Below are 16,401 nucleotides of genomic sequence, written 5' to 3'. Positions count from 1 at the left end.
ACCATCTGTCAGTACCACCCCACACCATACGAATCGCACGAATCGCACCGAGGAGCAGAGCTGTGAGCGGCAAGGGCGCACCCGAACTGAGCGTGAAGAACTGCGGAGACCTGCGCGTCGCCGTGATCGCGGCCCAGTGGCACGAGAAGGTCATGGACGGCCTGGTGGACGGCGCCCTGCGGGCCCTGCACGAGCTGGGGATCGACGAGCCCACCCTGCTGCGCGTCCCGGGCAGCTTCGAGCTCCCGGTCGTCGCGAAGGTGCTGGCCGGCCGCGGTTACGATGCGATCGTCGCCCTCGGCGTGGTCATCCGCGGCGGTACCCCGCACTTCGACTACGTCTGCCAGGGCGTCACCCAGGGCCTGGTGCAGGTGTCGATCGACACCGGAGTGCCCGTCGGCTTCGGCGTACTGACCTGCGACAACGACGAGCAGGCGCTCGACCGCGCCGGGCTCGAGGGCTCGAACGAGGACAAGGGACACGAAGCGGTCACCGCCGCCGTCTCCACGGCCATGACCCTGCGGACCGTCAGCGAACCCTGGCGCTAGTCCGCACCAGTCCAAGGAGTGAACCCCGGCACGGGGGGACCGGGGTGAGCCCGTACCCTAGGGACATCATGGCGAACACACCCTCCAAGAGTTTCGAAGAGCTCTTCACCGAGCTCCAGCTCAAGGCCGCCAACGGCGACCCCAGCACCTCCCGCACCGCCGAGCTCGTCGGCAAGGGCGTCCATGCCATCGGCAAGAAGGTCGTCGAGGAGGCCGCCGAGGTCTGGATGGCCGCCGAGTACGAGAGCAAGGAAGCCGCCGCCGAGGAGATCTCGCAGCTGCTCTACCACGTCCAGGTGATGATGGTGGCGCGCGGGATCTCCCTCGACGACGTCTACGCGCACCTCTAGGCCGCCGCAGGCCGCGGCAGCTCCGCGCGGGCCCCGGCACACTCTGCCGGGGCGTCCGCGCGCCCGTACCAGAACCACCCTTTCGCACCTACGCACCAAAGGAAGCCCCATGCTGCGCATCGCCGTCCCCAACAAGGGTTCACTCTCCGGACCGGCGTCGGCGATGCTCCATGAGGCCGGCTACCGGATGCGCAAGGAGTCCAAGGAGCTCGTGGTCGTCGACCCCGAGAACGAGGTGGAGTTCTTCTACCTCCGCCCCAAGGACATCGCGATCTACGTGTCCTCCGGCAAGCTCGACATCGGCATCACCGGCCGCGACCTGCTGCTCGACTCCGGCGCCAGCGCCGAGGAGATCCTGCCGCTGAACTTCGGTCGCTCGACCTTCCGCTACGCCACCATCCCCGGCACCGCGAAGGGCCCCGAGGACTTCCACGGGATGACCATCGCGACCTCGTACGAGGGAATCGTCGCGAAGCACCTTGCCGACAAGGGCATCGAGGCCTCCGTCGTCCACCTCGACGGCGCGGTCGAGACCGCCATTCAGCTCGGCGTCGCCCAGATCATCGCCGACGTCGTCGAGACCGGCACCAGCCTGCGCAACGCCGGACTGGAGGTCATCGGCGAGCCGATCATGACCTCCGAGGCCGTCGTCATCCGCGGCAACGGCACCGACCCCGACGACCCGCGGGCCCAGCAGTTCCTGCGCCGCCTCCAGGGCGTCCTGGTCGCCCGCAGCTACGTGATGATGGACTACGACTGCCGCGCCGAGCACCTGGAGCGCGCGGTCGCCCTCACCCCGGGCCTGGAATCGCCGACCGTCTCCCCGCTGCACAACGAGGGCTGGGTCGCCGTCCGCGCCATGGTCCCCGCCAAGGAGGCCCAGCGGATCATGGACGACCTGTACGAGCTCGGCGCGCGCGCGATCCTCACCACCTCGATCCACGCCTGCCGCCTCTGACGGACACCGCCCCGAGGGACACGCCGGCGCGCTCCGCCGCGCGGCGCGTCCCTCACCTCCCGGCTCACCATCCGGCACCACCCGAAGGCACCTGACGAACATGGCCGACGCCACCGCCCAGCCCGCACCGCCCGCCCTGCCGGTCACCTTCCGGCCGACCCGTACCCGGGCCGTCCTGCTGGGCGTGGGCGCCGCCATGTTCCTCACCATCACGACGATCGCCGTGATGCTGGAGCGCCTGCAGCCCGGCGAGCGGATCAGCTTCGTCTTCGTCGCCGTCCTGCTCTCCTCCGTCCTCGTCCTGCTCAGCCGCCCCAAGGTGGTCGCCGACGAGACCGGGGTCACGGTCGTCAACCTCACCACCACCCGCCGCCTGGAGTGGGCGCAGATCCTGCGCGTCAACCTCCGCCCCGGCGACGCCTGGGTGTTCCTCGACCTGAGCGACGGCACCAGCCTGCCCGCCCTCGGCATCCAGCCCGGGGTCGCCCGGGCCCAGGCGATCGGCGACGCCCGCGCCCTGCGCGCCCTGGCCGAAGCCCACGGAACCGGCTCAAAGAACGACTGAGCCCGCCCGGCCTCGTCGCTGCGTCCCATTGCGGCGGCGATCTCAATGACTAACCTGGTGTGGGGCCGCGACCGCGCGCCCTCCCACCGGCCCCGGGACCCCGAGGCCCGCGGGCACCTGCGACTCGAGGAGTGACTCCCTCCAGCAATGGACGGATCGTCCGGTAGTACACGCGCCGCCCTCCCCACGGAGGCGGCGGCATGACCATCCCGCTACTTCTGCTCGTGGCGGCATTCGCCCTGATCCTCGCCAACGGTTTCTTCGTGGCAGCCGAATTCGGCCTCGTCACCGTCGAGAGACCCGAGGCCGAACGCGCCGCGGCCGAGGGCGACCGCCGTGCCCGCACGGTCGTCGCAGCCCTGCGGGAGCTGTCCTTCCAGCTCTCCGGCACCCAGCTCGGCATCACCATCACCTCCCTCGTGGTCGGCATGCTCGCCGAGCCCGCCCTGGCCGCCCTGCTGGCCGGGCCGCTCGAAGCGACCGGCCTTCCCCGCAGCGTCGTACCCGGCGTGGCCGTCGTCATCGGCATGCTGCTCGCCTCCGCCGTCCAGATGGTCGTCGGCGAGCTCGTCCCGAAGAACTGGGCCGTCTCCCGGCCGCTCCAGGTGGCCCGCTTCGTGGCCGGCCCGCAGCACGCCTTCTCCCGGGTCTTCCGCCCGGTCATCGCGGGCCTCAACGCCGTCGCCAACCGGCTCGTACGGGCCCTCGGCGTGGAGCCCACCGAGGAGATGGCCTCCGCCCGCACCCCCGGCGAACTGGTCTCCCTGGTCCGGCACTCGGCCCAGGCCGGCGCCCTGGAGCAGGACACCGCAGACCTCTTCGTACGGACCCTCTCGCTCGGCGAGCTCACGGCGCAGCTGGTCATGACCCCCCGGGTCAAGGTCAGCGCCCTCCAGCACACGGCCACCGCGGCCGACGTGCTCAACCTGACCCGCGCCACGGGCCTGTCCCGCTTCCCCGTCTACCGCGAGCGCATCGACGAGATCACCGGGGTCGTCCACCTCAAGGACGCCCTCGCCGTGCCCGAGTCCGAGCGCGCCCGCACCAGCGTCAGCGGGATCTGCGTGGCCCCGCTGCTGGTGCCCGGCTCCCTGCCGGTGCAGCCGCTGCTGGAACGGCTGCGCAGCGAACAGCCCATGGCCGTGGTCGTCGACGAGTACGGCGGCACCGCCGGCGTCGTCACCCTGGAGGACATCGTGGAGGAGCTCGTCGGCGAAGTCCGCGACGAGCACGACCTCGCGGAGGACGGCAGCCCCGAACTGGCCGCCGTACCCGCCGAGGACGGCCGCCCGTCCTGGGAGGCCGACGGCAGCTGCCGCGTGCAGACCCTGCGCCGGATAGGCCTGGAGGTCCCCGAAGGCCCGTACGAGACCGTCGCCGGACTCGTCGCCGACCTGCTCGGCCGCATCCCCGCCCCCGGGGACCGCGCCGAACTGCCCGGCTGGAAGCTCTCCGTGCGCCAGGTCCGCCGCTACCGCGCCGAGCGCGTCCGCCTCGTGCGCACCGCCCCCGCGGGCCCCGGCGCACCGGGCCCCGGCGGGTTCGACGCGGGACGTTCCGCCCCCGCCGAGCTGGTCCAGGTGGGTGGCCGGTGAACGCGCTCCAACTCGTCTTCGCCCTGCTCCTCGTCCTGGCCAACGGCTTCTTCGTCGGCGCCGAGTTCGCCCTCGTCTCCGTCCGCCGCAGCCAGATCGAACCCCTGGCGGCCGGCTCCAAGCGGGCCCGCCAGGTGCTCCACGGGCTGGAGAACCTGCCGCGCATGATGGCCGCCGCCCAGTTCGGCATCACCGTCTGCTCGCTCACCCTCGGCGCCGTCGCGGAACCCACCGTGGCCCGGCTCCTGGAGCCGGTCTTCCACGCCGCCCACGTCCCCGAGGGCCTGATCCACCCCCTCGGCTACGCGGTCGCCCTCACCGCCGTGATCTTCCTGCACCTGGTCATCGGCGAGATGGTCCCCAAGAACCTCGCCATGGCCGCCCCCGAGAAGACGGCCCTGTGGTTCAGCCCCGGACTGGTCGCCTTCGCACGGCTCTGCGGACCGGTCACCACCGCCCTCGGTGCCTGCTCCACGCTGATCCTGAGGCTCTTCAAGGTGGAGCCCAAGGACGAGGTCGAGGCCGTCTACACCTCCGCCCAGCTCGGCCGCCTGCTCAAGGACTCCCGGCAGGCCGGTCTTCTGGAGCCGGTGGAACAGGAGCGCCTGGAGGACGCGCTGGAACTGGGCAGCCGCCCGGTCACCGACGTCCTCCTCCCCCCGGCCCGGCTGGTCACGGTCGGCCCGGCCGTCACCCCGCGCCAGATCGAGCAGCTGACGGTCCGCACCGGGTACTCCCGCTTCCCGGTCCGCACGGACAGCGGTGCCTTCATGGGCTACCTGCACGTCAAGGACGTCCTGGACCTGGAGGACCGGGAACGGGCGGTGCCGCAGCGGGTCTGGCGCCGCATGACCACGGTCTGCTCGACGCTCCCGCTGGACGACGCCCTCACCGTCATGCGCCGCGACGCCACCCACCTGGCGCAGGTGGCGGACCCGTCGGGCCGGGTCCTGGGCCTGGTCGCCATGGAGGACGTCCTGGAAACCCTGGTGGGCGAAGTCCGAGACCCGTCCCACCGCGGGTACGCGCGCAGCGCGTAGGGGGGGCCCTGCGGGCTGGATTTGCCGCTGCGCGGCAAATCCAGCCCGCCCGGCGTTTGAGGGCACGGGCGCGGAGCGCACGTATGGGGTCCGGGCGCAGCCCGGGGAACGGTGGAAGGGCGGGTAGGGGACAGCCCCGCAGGGCCTACAACGGCGGCGGCTCGGGCCGTTCCTGGGGCCCGCGGCCCGACAGGACCTCGCCGTAGGCCTGCATCAGGTCCGCCAGCCGCAGGGTGGACAGATCGTCCCGCGAGGGATCACCCGCGAAGCCGGACAGCCTCAAGTCCCGGTAAGCGCAGCTCTTCTCGTACAGCGTGCGCAGGAACCGCCCGTTCCCCAGCTCATCGATCCACCCCTGCTCCACCACGTGCCCGCTGATGCTGCGCAGCTCCTCCAGCGCCTCCTCGTCCCACCGGTCCCCGTTCGCATCAGCCAGTACCCCGCCGATCGAGGTGAGTTCCAGCGGCCGGTAGCTGGGGAAGTCCACCCGCGTGGTGAACCGCGAGGACAGCCCCGGGTTCGTGGCGAGCAGCCGGTCCATCCCCGCCGGATAGCCCGCGAGGATCACGACCAGGTGGTCCCGGTTGTCCTCCGCCCGCTTCAGCAGCACCTGCAGGGCCTCGTCGCCGTACGCGTCGCCCTTGCTGTAGCCCGAGTTGGACAGCGAGTACGCCTCGTCCACGAACAGCACCCCGCCGATCGCGGAGTCGATCAGCTCGTTCGCCTTCACCGCGGTCTGCCCGAGGAACTCGCCGACCAGGTCCGCGCGGCCCGCCTCCACGAGATGGTCGCCGCCGAGCAGGCCCAGCGCGTAGAACACCCGGCCCAGGATCCGCGCCACCGTGGTCTTGCCCGTACCCGACGGTCCGGAGAAGACGAAGTGCCGCTTCGGCGGCTGCACCGGCAGCCCCTGCCCGGTCCGCAGCCTGGCCATGTGCAGCTGTGCGGAGAGCGCCTTCACCTGCCGTTTGACCGGCTCCAGGCCCACCATCCGCTCCAGCTCCGCGAGCGCCTCGGCCAGCGCCCCCGGATCCGCCGGCCCGGCCGGCAGTCCCACCGGTCCCGGCTGGGCGGGCAGCGAGGCCTTGCGCCGTACGCCGGCCGGCAGACCCGCGCCGGGCCCCGGCGCCCCCGGCCCATGCCGCGGCTCCGGAGGGTCGGCCGCCGCCAGCGGATCCGCATCCGGCTGCCCGTCGGCGGCGACGCCCTGGACCGGACCGCCGCCGCCCAGCGCCACCGCCGCGAAGTCCCCGCCCGACGGGGCCGGTCCGTGCCCGCCGAAGGCCTCGTAGCCGGCGCCGCTCGCGTACCCGGCCAGGCCGTCGGCGTCCTCGCTGTCCTCGATCGCCGTCAGCCGTGCCGCCGTGTCCATGAACGCCGGGTCCACCCGGTGCACCGCCCGGTACAGCGGCAGGGCCGCCGCGCTGCGCCCCGTCCCCTCGTGGGCCCGCGCCAGCCAGTACCGCAGCTCCTTGCGCTGGGGCTGCTCGCTGCGGCAGCGCATCAGGGAGGCCGCCAGCAGCGGCTCGGCCTGCCCGTACATCTCCAGCCGGACCCGGGCCATCCCGCCGAACAGGCCCGCCTCGATGCCCAGGAGCGGATCGTCGACCAGCGATTCCGTGGAGCGGACCAACTGCTCCCAGTCCTTGACCAGGTAGGCCCGGCAGGCGTGCAGGAAACGCACCTGGGGGTCGGTGTCCACCGGAGGCAGGGCCGCCAGCGCCTGGTCCAGCTCGGGGACGTGCCGCCCGTCCAGCCAGTGCGAGGCGTGCGCCAGCAGCAGGTCCCGCCTGGTCTCCAGGACGGGCTGCACCCACCAGCCCAGCCAGTACCAGGAGTTCAGGGTCCGCCGGTGGCGGGCCCGCTGCTCCCCGAAGCGGTCCCGGTGGGCGTACATGCGCAGTAACGCGTTCGTGGTGTCGACGCGGAGCGCGTGCAGGCCCAGCCAGGCATCCGCCATCGCCGGATCGAGTCGTACGGCCGCCCGGAACTCCTCCTCGGCCTGCGGGTAGGCGCCCATCGTGCAGGCGTCCACTCCTCGCAGCCAGGCGAGTTCGGCCGGGGCGTGCGCGCTGCTGCCGTGCGCGGCGAAATCCATCACATCCCCCACAAGCGTGCCCCCGTGGTGCCCAGCAACCCCCGCGATGCGTACGCGAGTTGTCCCTGCGCCGATGAAATCAGGGGTGCATCGTACCTGCGGTTACGCACCTTACGTAGGGTGCGTCGAAGACCTGCGGGGTGCGCGTCCGGAGGATCCACGGTGACGCAGGGTGAGAAAACGGCCGGGATGTGCCCGGTGCGGCGCCGCGAGGAAGGAGTGCCGGGCGGGGTTTCGCGGGTGTCCGGGGGCAGAACGAAGCCCCCGATCACGGGGGAACAATCGGGGGCTTCGCGTCCGCGGCAGCCGGTGAGGGCCGCTTCTTCAGAACGTACGGCCGTCCCGCCCCCCGGGTCAAGCGGCCGGGAGACGCCCGCGGCGAGGGTCTTCCCGCCGCCCTTCACCCCTGGGGGGCGACGTCACGCTCCGTCACGTCGGCGCCGGTTCCCGCCGCCCCAGCGGCCCCGGAAGTCCACTCGTATCCCGTACCGCTCTGCCGCACCAGCATGTCCGCGAAGGGGCGCGAAGGATCATCCGAGAAGTGCGCGAGCTCCGCGCGCTCCCATCCGTCCCAGAAGTCGGACAGTTCGCGCCCGTCCCGGTCGCGCCCGCGCCCCCAGGACTTCGCACGCGGGGTCTCCATCCACAGCAGCCGCGCCAGGTACGGGCGCAGGGCCCGGCGCCCGGCGCCGACCCCCTCGACGAGCAGCACCGGACCGGGCTCCAGCACCCGCTCCGGACCGAACCGCCGCTCGACCCAGTCGTACGGGGCCCAGTGCGCGGCCCGCCCGGCGGCGAGCGGCTCCAGCACCTGCGCGCGCAGCCGCCCGACCCACTCGAACAGCTCCTCGTGGCTGGCCACATCATCCAGATGCAGCACGGGCGCCCCGCCCAGGGCCTCGGCGAGCACCCCCGCGAAGGTGCTCTTCCCGGACCCGGCGTGCCCGTCGATCCCGACGAGGCGGACGGGGCCGAGGGAAGGGGGCAGCGCGATGATCTCGCGCGCGAGGGGCTGAAGCGGCGGCTGATGTTCCACGCCCCCACCGTATGACCTCCGCCCCCGCCCGCCGGCCCGGCCCTGCGGGGCGGAGTTCCCCTACCCGCCCTTCGCCCGTTCCCCGGGCTCCGCCCGGACCCCCTGGGGCTCCGCCCCAGACCCCGCGCCTCAAACGCCGGCGGGGCTGAAATTGCCCTGCGGGTAATCCAGCCCCGGCCGGGCACCATGCAGCCCCTCCGGCGTTTGAGGAGCGGGGGTCCGGGGGCTGGCCCCCCGGGAACGGCGCCGCACGCGGCTACGGGTCCGGGCGGAGCCCGGGGAACGGTGGAAGGGTGGGTAGGGGACCTCGCCCCGCAGGGCCCGCCCCCCGGGGACGGGGGAGAGGGGGCCGGGCCCCGTCACCCCGACACGACCCCCCGGCTTCACGGCCCCGCACGCGGGAACTGGAAGGGTGGGCGGGAGCCGACCCGCCGCACCGACCCCTGGGGGCCACGCCGATGACCGCACCCACACCCCGCCGCGCCCTACTGGCGGTAGCCCTGGCGGCAGCCACCGCCGCCACCGTCCCCGGCGGCCGCGCCTCCGCGGCCGAGTCGAAGCCGCCCACCGGGGCCCCGGGGCAGGCCACCCCGGCCGCCGCCGCAGCCACCCGCAAGACGGTGGACAACCGCTTCTGGTACTCGTACGCCCACTGGACCGCCGGCCTCCACCAGGGCACGACCGCCATCGCCGGCGCCCGCCCCGGCCTGGAGATCAAGACCCCGACGGGCCGCACGGAGTACGCCGACCCGCACACCGGGAAGAAGAGCACCTGGGAGTACGCCACCTGGACCTCCCCGGTCCACACCTCCACCGTGCCCGCCACCGAGGCCATCGCCTCCTGGAACGCCCGCACCCCGGCCGGCACCTGGATCCAGGCGGAACTCCGCGGCACCTACACCGACGGCACCGCCTCCCCCTGGTACGTGATGGGCCGCTGGGCCGCCGGGGACGGCGACATCCGCCGCACCTCGGTGGACGGCCAGACCGACGGCAGGTCCACCGTCTGGACCGACACCCTGGCCGTGGACGCCCCCGCGAAGGCCGGCGGGCTGCGGATCAAGGACTGGCGGCTGCGCCTGACCCTGTACCGCAAGCCCGGTGCGAGCCGCGGCCCCACGGTGTGGCTGGCCGGAGCGATGGCCTCGGACGTCCCGGACCGGTTCACGGTCCCGGCCTCCACCCCGGCCGGCGGGGCGCACGAGCTGAAGGTGCCGAGGTACTCGCAGGAGACGCACGCCGGCCAGTACCCCGAGTACGACAACGGCGGCGAGGCCTGGTGCAGTCCCACCTCCTCGCAGATGATCATCGAGTTCTGGGGCCGCCGGGCGAGCGCCACTTCGGTGGCCTGGGTCAACAAGGGCTACGCGGACCCGCAGGTCTGCCACGCCGCCCGGTCCACCTACGACTCCGCGTACAAGGGCTGCGGCAACTGGCCCTTCAACGCCGCCTACGCCGCCACCTACCGGCAGATGGCGGGAGTCGTCACCCGCCTCGGCTCCCTCGCCGACCTGGAGACCCTGGTCCGGGCCGGAGTCCCCGTCATCACCTCCCAGTCCTTCACGGCCGAGGAGCTGACGGGCGCGGGCTACGGAACGGCGGGCCACCTGATGACCGTCATCGGCTTCACCGCGTCCGGCGACGTGATCGCCAACGACCCGAACTCGGCGGACAACGCCGCCGTGCGGCGCGTCTACCAGCGCCGGCAGTTCGAGAACAACTGGCTCAGGACCAAGCGCCTGGGCGCGGCCGGCAAGGTCGTCTCCGGCACCGGAGGCGTCTGCTACCTCTACGGTCCGATCCGGCCGAACCCGGCCCAGGTCCTGGCGCTGCGGGCGGTCGGGGTGTTGTGAGATCCCTCAGGATTCCCGTTGACCAGAAAGGGGTGTAAGTGGAATATAAAGGGCAAAAGGGCTAGTAGGAGCTTCTCAAGAGGAGGCAGCCCGCCATGACCACCCAACCGAGAATCGAACACCACCCCGACCTCGCTGAGATGCGCTCGCGGTTCGAGCGGGTCACCAGCACCCCCCGTGCCCAGGCCGTCGAGGCACTGGCCCTGATCACCGGCCTGTACATCGCCGCCTCCCCGTGGATCGCCGGTTTCAGCGGGCTCAGCTCGCTGGCGGTCAACAACCTGATCGCGGGCCTGGCGTACTGCCTGTGCATGAGCGGACTCGGCTCGGCCTACGAACGCACCCACGCCATGGCCTGGACGGCGGTCGGTCTCGCCGCCTGGACGATCGTCGCGCCCTTCGTCATCTCCGGCGACGTCAGCACCACCCGCACGATGTGGAGCAACATCCTCGCCGGCGGCATCGCCCTGTGCCTCGCCCTGGCGATGGCGGGCATGGCGGGCCGGGACCGCACCACCTGATCCCGGCATCCGCCCCTCGCGCCCCCGGTCCGCAGCACGCGGCCGGGGGCGTGAGACATGCCACCAGTGACCATCGTCTCTACCGCGAGGGCCGCCCCCGCTGTCACATTGGAGGGCATGACCGCACACAGCGCCGCCCCCGCCTCCCGTGTCCGCAGCCTGGTCCGCACCGGCGGCCCCGAGGACGGGTCGCCCGCGTGGCTGGAGCACGTCCTCGGCTGGACCCTGGTCGTGGTCGTGGCCATGTTCGTCACCCAGGTCGGCTGGTTCTTCTGACCTCCGGCTCCGGTTCGGCTTCCGGACCGGGAGCCGCCCTCGGACCCGCCTCCGCCTCCGGTTCCACCCGCCAGTGCCCGTCCGGAATGCCCACCAGCCCGTACAGCGCCCGCACGGGCGACCGCGCCGGCAGCAGCACCACCCCGGCCAGCAGGGCGAACGCCCCGAGCCCCGCCCACCAGCCCAGCAGCCGCACGAGCACGCTCGCGCTCACCGCCCCCGCGAACGGCAGGGCGTAGACCCCCGCTCCGGCGATCGCCACCGCGATCACCCGCGGCACCTTGAGGTCCGCCGCCGCGCCCGGCAGCCGCCAGCCCTCCACCAGCCAGCCGATCTCCGCCAGCAGCATGGTGCCGATGACGGCCGTCCCGAAGATCAGCACGGCCAGGAAGGTGCCCGAGGTCGCGAAGCCGAGGGCGCCGTTGACCACGCCCTGCGCCGGCCAGTCGTCGAGTGCCTGCCGATCGGTGCTCAGCAGCCGCTCGTACCCCGTGCCGTCCCACCCGTGGATCAGGGTGAAGAACAGCAGGAAGTACCCGGCCACCGCCTGCAGGTACCCCCAGTACCCGGCCCCGACCAGCACGAACAGCCGCGCCGCCAGGAACCCGAGCAGCGCGCCGGCCACCACCGAGGCCCCGTAGAAGAGGGCGAAGCCCGCCCACACCCCGTCGTGGTCGCGGGCCGCGTGCATCGTCGACCAGGCCGGGTTCTGCCACAGCAGGTACGCCCCGGCCGGTGCGGGCAGCAGCGCCGCGTAGAGCAGGGTGAGCGCCAGGTACGGGTTGGCCGCGCGGCTCCTCGTACGGACCCCCTCGCCCCGTACCGACCGCTCCCACCACTGGAGCTGGCGCCCGGCGGCCACCGCGAAGGTCGCGCCGATGCCGTACGCCCACAGCGGCGCGGCCTGGACGGGGATCACGAGGCCACCAGCCGCAGCTCGTCGGTCTTGATCACGTCGGAGGTGACGAGCGCCTGCTCCGCGCTCACCCGGGTCATGAAGACGAACGGCGGGATGACCGGCGGGGCGGGCAGGCCGTCCGGGCTGAAGGTGACGCACAGCAGTCCCTCGATGCACCCGCTGAACTTCGTCAGGTAGAGGGTCACGTCGCCGCTCAGGTCGAGCCTGCGCGCGGCGAGCCCGTACTCCTCGTCGCCGTCGCGGGTGCGCAGCCGGTAGTCGGTGAGGGTGGCGGCCCGCATCCGCAGCACCAGCACCTTCAGCGGGCCGTCCACCGTGGGCACGTGGGTGACCCCCGCGAAGGCGAACCCCTGCGGGGCGAAGAGCGAGGTGGTCACGGTCGGGGGAGTGCGCGCGGCCAGGGGCGGACCGGCCGGGGCGGCCCTCGCCTCCCCGGTGCCCGCCACCAGCGAGGCGAGCAGCACCACCGGCAGCGCGGCGGCCAGCGTGCGCGGCCCGCTGCCGTCCAGGCTCGGGACGTACGGGCCCTCCTCGCCCGCCTCCGGATCGGGCAGCGGGGTCCAGCCGAAGGCCAGCGCGCTGCCCGCGATGCCGAGCAGCATGCCGACCAGGAAGCCCCCGAGGTTGGTCGCCACGAAGGACACCACCGAGAGCAGGAGGGCGTGGATCGAGACGTAGGCCCGGGCCTGCGGCAGCAGCCACAGGAACAGGCCGGCGGCGATCAGGGCCAGTCCGATCCCGATGGCCGCGATCCCGCCGAGGCCCAGGCTGACCAGCACGGTGAGCGGGGAGAGCGGGACCAGCAGCAGTTCGGTCCCGCCCAGGATCACCAGCAGCCCGCCCCAGAACGGGCGGGTGCGGCGCCAGGCGCGGAACCTTCGCCGGGGGCCGGGCAGCGGGAGCCGGCGCTCCAGCCACCCGCTGCCCGGGAGCCGTTCGCTGCCCGGAACCCGCCCGCCGCCCGGGCCGGCGGGCCCGCGCAGGCCTAGAAGCACTTCTTGCCGTCCAGGCTGACGTTCAGCTTCAGGCCCTTGAGGCGGAAGTTGCCGCCGGTCGCCGACCAGGCGTTCGACTTCACGTCCACGACCTCGATGTCCCCGGCCTGGAGGCCGAACTTGCCGGCCTCGCCCTTGATCCCGCCGACCTGGTCGAGGGTGGAGGCGTCGCGGCCGATCTGGGCCGTCCCGAAGACGGCGTCGCCGGCCAGGTCCTCGCCGTCGATGATCAGATTGCTGGCGGTGACCTGGCCGGCCGGGCCGCCGGCGGTCAGCTTGAAGACCACCTTGCCCACCGGGGTGTCCACCTCGGCGGCCTGGCAGATGTCGGTGAGCGTGGCCTCGCCGATGCCGAGCAGGGCGACGGGATGCCCCTTGCCGTCGACGGAGCGGTCCGTGTGCACGTAGGAGGACAGGCCCTTGCTGCTCAGTTTGGACGAGGAGACCTGGAAGCTGGTCCCCGAGACGGCGAAGGAGGCGGCGAGCGCGCCCTGCGCCATGACCATCGCCATCGCTCCGACCGCGACGACCGCGGGCATCGCGACGGCGGCCGTCTTCTTCCAATTGGCCCGGCCCTCGGGCGCGTTGACCGTCCTGCTCGTTCTGCTGTTGCCCATGATGTGTTCCTCCCGTACGTCGTCAGGTGCGCAGGGGAAGTGCGAAGGGGGGCGCCCAGGGGTCTGCCATACTTCGGGCATCCTGTGGCAGTTCGAGGCTAGGGCTGAATTTGAATAATAGTCAACAGCGGGGAACGACCGGACGTTCGCAGGTTCGGCGGGCCGAACTGATAGCCATCGGGCGGAAGTTGTTCGCCGACACCTCGTACGACGCGCTCTCCATGGACGACATCGCCAAGCACGCGGGCGTGGCCAAGGGGCTCATCTACTACTACTTCAAGAGCAAACGCGGCTACTACCTGGCCATCGTCGAGGACTCGGTGGCCGAGCTCGTGGCCCGCGCCGCGGGCGAGAGCGAGCTGCCCAACGCGCAGCGGGTGCGCACCACCATCGACGGCTACCTGCACTACGCCGAGCACCACCAGGCCGCCTACCGCACCATCGTCACCGGCGGCGTCGGCTCGGACTCCGAGGTGCTCGCCATCCGCGACGCCGTCCGCGAGGAAATGATCGCGACCATCGCGGAAGGCGCGTACGGCCGCCGTGAGATCCCGCCGATCGCCCGGCTGGCACTGATCGGCTGGCTGGCGGGGGTCGAGGGCAGCACCCTCGACTGGATCGGCCCGGCGGAGGCGCCGGCGCAGGTTCCGGCGCAGGTCCCGGCGCAGGTTCCGGAGGGCCGTGAGCCCGGGGCTCATGGGGCTCCCGGGACTCCTGGTGCTCCTGGGAAACGCGATCGCCCCGGCCGGGCCGAGGTCGGCGCCCTGCTGGTGCGCACGCTGCGCGCGACCCTGACGGTGATCGAGGAGTTCGTCCCCGAGTGTCCGGCCCCGCCGCTCCCGGAGGACGATCTTCCCCCGGGGGCGATCTCGCACCCGTGACGGGAAGCCCCTGATCGGGCATACTCAACCGCCGCAGCCCCTTGAACAGGACCTTCCCGCGATCCGGGAGGGCACCATCGGTTGTGAGCCCCGAGACCCGGCGACGCGTACCACCCTCACGCGCCGCCCCGTGCTTGACGAGTGAGGAGAGCGCCGCCATGACCGACCGCGCGCCGCAGGTGGACCGATCGCTGCCCACCGAGGAGTCCCGAGACCTGCTCGCGCTCGTGCGCGAGATCGCGCAGCGGGAGATCCGCCCCCGGGCCGCCGAGGAGGAGGACGCCGGCCGCTTCCCCCGCGAGGTCTTCACGCTGCTCTCCGAGGCCGGACTGCTCGGGCTCCCGTACGCCGGCGAGTACGGCGGCGGCGAGCAGCCGTACGAGGTGTACCTCCAGGTGCTGGAGGAGCTGGCCGCGGCCCGTCTCACCGTCGGGCTCGGTGTCAGCGTGCACTCGCTGGCCTGCCACGGCCTGGCCGGCTACGGAACCAAGGAGCAGCAGGGCGCCCACCTGCCCGCCATGCTCGGCGGCGGACTGCTCGGCGCGTACTGCCTCTCCGAGCCGGCCTCGGGCTCGGACGCGGCCTCCCTGACCACCAAGGCGGTCCGGGACGGCGAGGACTGGCTGATCAGCGGCACCAAGGCCTGGATCACCCACGGCGGCGTCGCCGACTTCTACACGGTGCTGGCCCGTACCGGCGTGAACGGCCCGAAGGGCATCACGGCCTTCCTGGTCCCCGGCGACGCGGAAGGCCTCACGGCGGCGGTCCCCGAGAAGAAGATGGGCATGAAGGGCTCGCCCACCGCCCAGCTGCACTTCGACGGCGTACGGGTTCCCGACACGCGCCGCATCGGTGAGGAGGGCCAGGGCTTCACCATCGCCCTGGCCGCCCTGGACGCGGGCCGCCTCGGCATCGCCGCCTGCGCGATCGGCGTGGCCCAGGCCGCCCTGGACGAGGCCCTGGCCTACGCCCTGGACCGCAAGCAGTTCGGACACCCGATCGCGGACTTCCAGGGCCTGCGGTTCATGCTGGCCGACATGGCCACGAAGATCGAGGCCGGCCGGTCCCTCTACCTCGCGGCGGCGCGGCTGCGGGACGCGGGCAAGCCCTTCTCCCGCCAGGCGGCGATGGCCAAGCTCTTCTGCACCGACGCGGCGATGGCCGTCACGACGGACGCGGTCCAGGTCCTGGGCGGCTACGGCTACACGGCGGACTTCCCGGTCGAGCGGCTGATGCGCGAGGCGAAGGTCCTCCAGATCGTGGAGGGCACGAACCAGATCCAGCGCATGGTGATCGCCCGCCACCTGGCGGGCCCGGAGTCCCGCTGACGCTCGCGGTCACCCGCCGAAGAGGGGGCCGGTCGGCCAGATCGGGGACGACGCGATCCGGTACCACTCCGGATCCCGCTGCCCCGGCACGGTCCGTCCGTCCTCCTCCCACCGCGTGAGCAGCGCACGATAAATAGGCGGGTCGGCCACCCGCTGAACCGATTCTTCGAACCCTTCGGCAGCCACCCGCCGCCGGCGCCCCACCCTCGGCGCGGAAGTCTCCATCGCGGTCATACCGGGCCAACGCGCCACCCGACCCACGGGTAACCCCGCCCATCCGTTCGACCTCTCCCCACCCCACCCCCGAGCCACGGCCCCGCACCCCCCGAAACCGACCCCCGAACCCGACCACGCCGCCACCCGTGCCCCCGGACGCCCACCGAGCGCGGGGCCCGGGGAACAGCCCCGGCGGCGGCCCAGGCCGAGGTGTCGGGTGTGGACCCCGGTGAGGGATCCCGGCGGCGGGCCCGCACAGGCGAGGGATCAGGTGCGGGGCCCGGGGAACGACCCCGGCGGCGGCCCACCCGGCCGAGGTGCCGGGCGTGGAGCCCGGGGAACGGCCCCGGCGGCGGCCCACCTGGCCGAGGTGTCGGGTGTGGACCCCGGTGAGGGGTCCCGGCGGTGGGCCCGCACGGGCGAGGGGTCCGGGGCGGAGCCCCGGGGAACGGGGGAAGGGCGGGTAGGGGAAGCCCCGCAGGGCACTCCCCGGGCCGGAAGCGCGCGCCCGCCTCCCGCAGCACCGGGTGCCCAGCCCCCCGCCAACGGCCCGCCCCAACCGGGCCCCCGCACGACGTGTCTCCCCGCCAGTTCGTGCCACAACC

At 73.0% G+C, this 16,401-nt stretch carries 16 protein-coding genes; 11 read left to right on the top strand and 5 right to left on the bottom strand.

Features of this window, described 5'->3' with window-relative positions:
• Positions 1-62 precede the first annotated feature (62 nt).
• The 6 genes from ribH (at position 63) to NLX94_RS34100 (ending at position 5,056) form a co-directional block, all read left to right on the top strand.
• Positions 63-548 (top strand): 6,7-dimethyl-8-ribityllumazine synthase, encoded by a 486-nt coding sequence (ribH, locus tag NLX94_RS34125; protein WP_007262951.1) that lies wholly within the window; start codon positions 63-65, stop codon positions 546-548.
• A gap of 68 nt (positions 549-616) precedes the next feature.
• Complete coding sequence (locus tag NLX94_RS34120) at positions 617-898, top strand: phosphoribosyl-ATP diphosphatase (RefSeq protein ID WP_250741528.1); 282 nt, start codon at positions 617-619, stop codon at positions 896-898.
• Positions 899-1,007: 109 nt separating this feature from the next.
• Entirely contained in the window at positions 1,008-1,856 is an 849-nt protein-coding gene (gene hisG / locus NLX94_RS34115; RefSeq protein ID WP_254387107.1) for an ATP phosphoribosyltransferase, read from the top strand.
• A gap of 100 nt (positions 1,857-1,956) precedes the next feature.
• The gene (locus tag NLX94_RS34110) at positions 1,957-2,421 is read left to right on the top strand and encodes a PH domain-containing protein (protein ID WP_254387105.1); all 465 of its coding nucleotides are present in this window, start codon (positions 1,957-1,959) and stop codon (positions 2,419-2,421) included.
• A 200-nt stretch (positions 2,422-2,621) separates the two neighbouring features.
• Positions 2,622-4,016, top strand: coding sequence for a hemolysin family protein (locus NLX94_RS34105; protein ID WP_254387104.1), 1,395 nt, complete (start codon positions 2,622-2,624; stop codon positions 4,014-4,016).
• Positions 4,013-5,056 (top strand): hemolysin family protein, encoded by a 1,044-nt coding sequence (locus tag NLX94_RS34100; RefSeq protein ID WP_254387102.1) that lies wholly within the window; start codon positions 4,013-4,015, stop codon positions 5,054-5,056. The genes NLX94_RS34105 and NLX94_RS34100 overlap by 4 nt, the downstream gene beginning before the upstream one ends.
• A 145-nt stretch (positions 5,057-5,201) precedes the next feature.
• Here the strand turns inward: NLX94_RS34100 and NLX94_RS34095 are convergent, their stop codons facing one another.
• On the bottom strand, positions 5,202-7,154 hold the full coding sequence (locus NLX94_RS34095; RefSeq protein WP_254387101.1) for an AAA family ATPase: 1,953 nt from the start codon (positions 7,152-7,154) through the stop codon (positions 5,202-5,204).
• A 400-nt stretch (positions 7,155-7,554) separates the two neighbouring features.
• Entirely contained in the window at positions 7,555-8,190 is a 636-nt protein-coding gene (locus NLX94_RS34090) for a hypothetical protein (RefSeq protein ID WP_254387100.1), read from the bottom strand.
• 458 nt (positions 8,191-8,648) lie between these two features.
• On the opposite strand from NLX94_RS34090, the gene NLX94_RS34085 reads away from it, so the two are divergent.
• The 3 genes from NLX94_RS34085 (at position 8,649) to NLX94_RS34075 (ending at position 10,840) form a co-directional block, all read left to right on the top strand.
• Positions 8,649-10,043, top strand: coding sequence for a peptidase C39 family protein (locus tag NLX94_RS34085; RefSeq protein ID WP_254387098.1), 1,395 nt, complete (start codon positions 8,649-8,651; stop codon positions 10,041-10,043).
• Positions 10,044-10,138: 95 nt separating this feature from the next.
• A complete protein-coding gene (locus NLX94_RS34080) occupies positions 10,139-10,564 on the top strand; it encodes an SPW repeat protein (protein ID WP_254387097.1) in 426 nt (141 codons plus the stop codon).
• 117 nt (positions 10,565-10,681) lie between these two features.
• Positions 10,682-10,840 carry an SCO1431 family membrane protein gene (locus NLX94_RS34075; protein WP_254387096.1) on the top strand — a complete coding sequence of 53 codons (159 nt, stop codon included), beginning with the start codon at positions 10,682-10,684 and terminating at the stop codon, positions 10,838-10,840.
• Here NLX94_RS34075 and NLX94_RS34070 read toward each other — a convergent pair.
• The 3 genes from NLX94_RS34070 to NLX94_RS34060 are packed head-to-tail and all read right to left on the bottom strand — an operon-like array spanning position 10,815 to position 13,293.
• Positions 10,815-11,759: a hypothetical protein gene (locus tag NLX94_RS34070; protein ID WP_254387094.1), complete on the bottom strand. Its 945-nt coding sequence runs from the start codon at positions 11,757-11,759 to the stop codon at positions 10,815-10,817. The two genes, NLX94_RS34075 and NLX94_RS34070, sit on opposite strands and share 26 nt — an antisense overlap.
• Positions 11,756-12,754 (bottom strand): DUF6114 domain-containing protein, encoded by a 999-nt coding sequence (locus NLX94_RS34065; protein ID WP_308402611.1) that lies wholly within the window; start codon positions 12,752-12,754, stop codon positions 11,756-11,758. Before NLX94_RS34065 ends, NLX94_RS34070 begins: the two co-directional genes overlap by 4 nt.
• Positions 12,745-13,293 (bottom strand): DUF6230 family protein, encoded by a 549-nt coding sequence (locus NLX94_RS34060; RefSeq protein WP_254387212.1) that lies wholly within the window; start codon positions 13,291-13,293, stop codon positions 12,745-12,747. The genes NLX94_RS34065 and NLX94_RS34060 overlap by 10 nt, the downstream gene beginning before the upstream one ends.
• A gap of 266 nt (positions 13,294-13,559) precedes the next feature.
• Between NLX94_RS34060 and NLX94_RS34055 the strand changes: the two genes are divergently transcribed.
• On the top strand, positions 13,560-14,252 hold the full coding sequence (locus NLX94_RS34055) for a TetR/AcrR family transcriptional regulator (protein WP_374684058.1): 693 nt from the start codon (positions 13,560-13,562) through the stop codon (positions 14,250-14,252).
• 158 nt (positions 14,253-14,410) lie between these two features.
• Positions 14,411-15,580, top strand: coding sequence for an acyl-CoA dehydrogenase family protein (locus tag NLX94_RS34050; RefSeq protein WP_254387091.1), 1,170 nt, complete (start codon positions 14,411-14,413; stop codon positions 15,578-15,580).
• Positions 15,581-16,401 lie beyond the last annotated feature (821 nt).

This window comes from Streptomyces sp. TBY4, assembly GCF_024213195.1.
In the GTDB taxonomy this organism is placed as follows: domain Bacteria; phylum Actinomycetota; class Actinomycetes; order Streptomycetales; family Streptomycetaceae; genus Streptomyces.
Note: the sequence above shows the minus strand (reverse complement) of the source record. Positions and strands in the feature narration are given on the sequence as shown.

Bases quoted from the DNA above. Each gene is read 5' to 3' on its own strand.
- NLX94_RS34120 (WP_250741528.1), top strand. From the start codon at position 617: ATGGCGAACACACCCTCCAAGAGTTTCGAAGAGCTCTTCACCGAGCTC.
- hisG (WP_254387107.1), top strand. From the start codon at position 1,008: ATGCTGCGCATCGCCGTCCCCAACAAGGGTTCACTCTCCGGACCGGCG.
- NLX94_RS34110 (WP_254387105.1), top strand. From the start codon at position 1,957: ATGGCCGACGCCACCGCCCAGCCCGCACCGCCCGCCCTGCCGGTCACC.
- NLX94_RS34105 (WP_254387104.1), top strand. From the start codon at position 2,622: ATGACCATCCCGCTACTTCTGCTCGTGGCGGCATTCGCCCTGATCCTC.
- NLX94_RS34095 (WP_254387101.1), bottom strand. From the start codon at position 7,154: ATGGATTTCGCCGCGCACGGCAGCAGCGCGCACGCCCCGGCCGAACTC.
- NLX94_RS34085 (WP_254387098.1), top strand. From the start codon at position 8,649: ATGACCGCACCCACACCCCGCCGCGCCCTACTGGCGGTAGCCCTGGCG.
- NLX94_RS34080 (WP_254387097.1), top strand. From the start codon at position 10,139: ATGACCACCCAACCGAGAATCGAACACCACCCCGACCTCGCTGAGATG.
- NLX94_RS34075 (WP_254387096.1), top strand. From the start codon at position 10,682: ATGACCGCACACAGCGCCGCCCCCGCCTCCCGTGTCCGCAGCCTGGTC.
- NLX94_RS34060 (WP_254387212.1), bottom strand. From the start codon at position 13,293: ATGCCCGCGGTCGTCGCGGTCGGAGCGATGGCGATGGTCATGGCGCAG.
- NLX94_RS34050 (WP_254387091.1), top strand. From the start codon at position 14,411: ATGACCGACCGCGCGCCGCAGGTGGACCGATCGCTGCCCACCGAGGAG.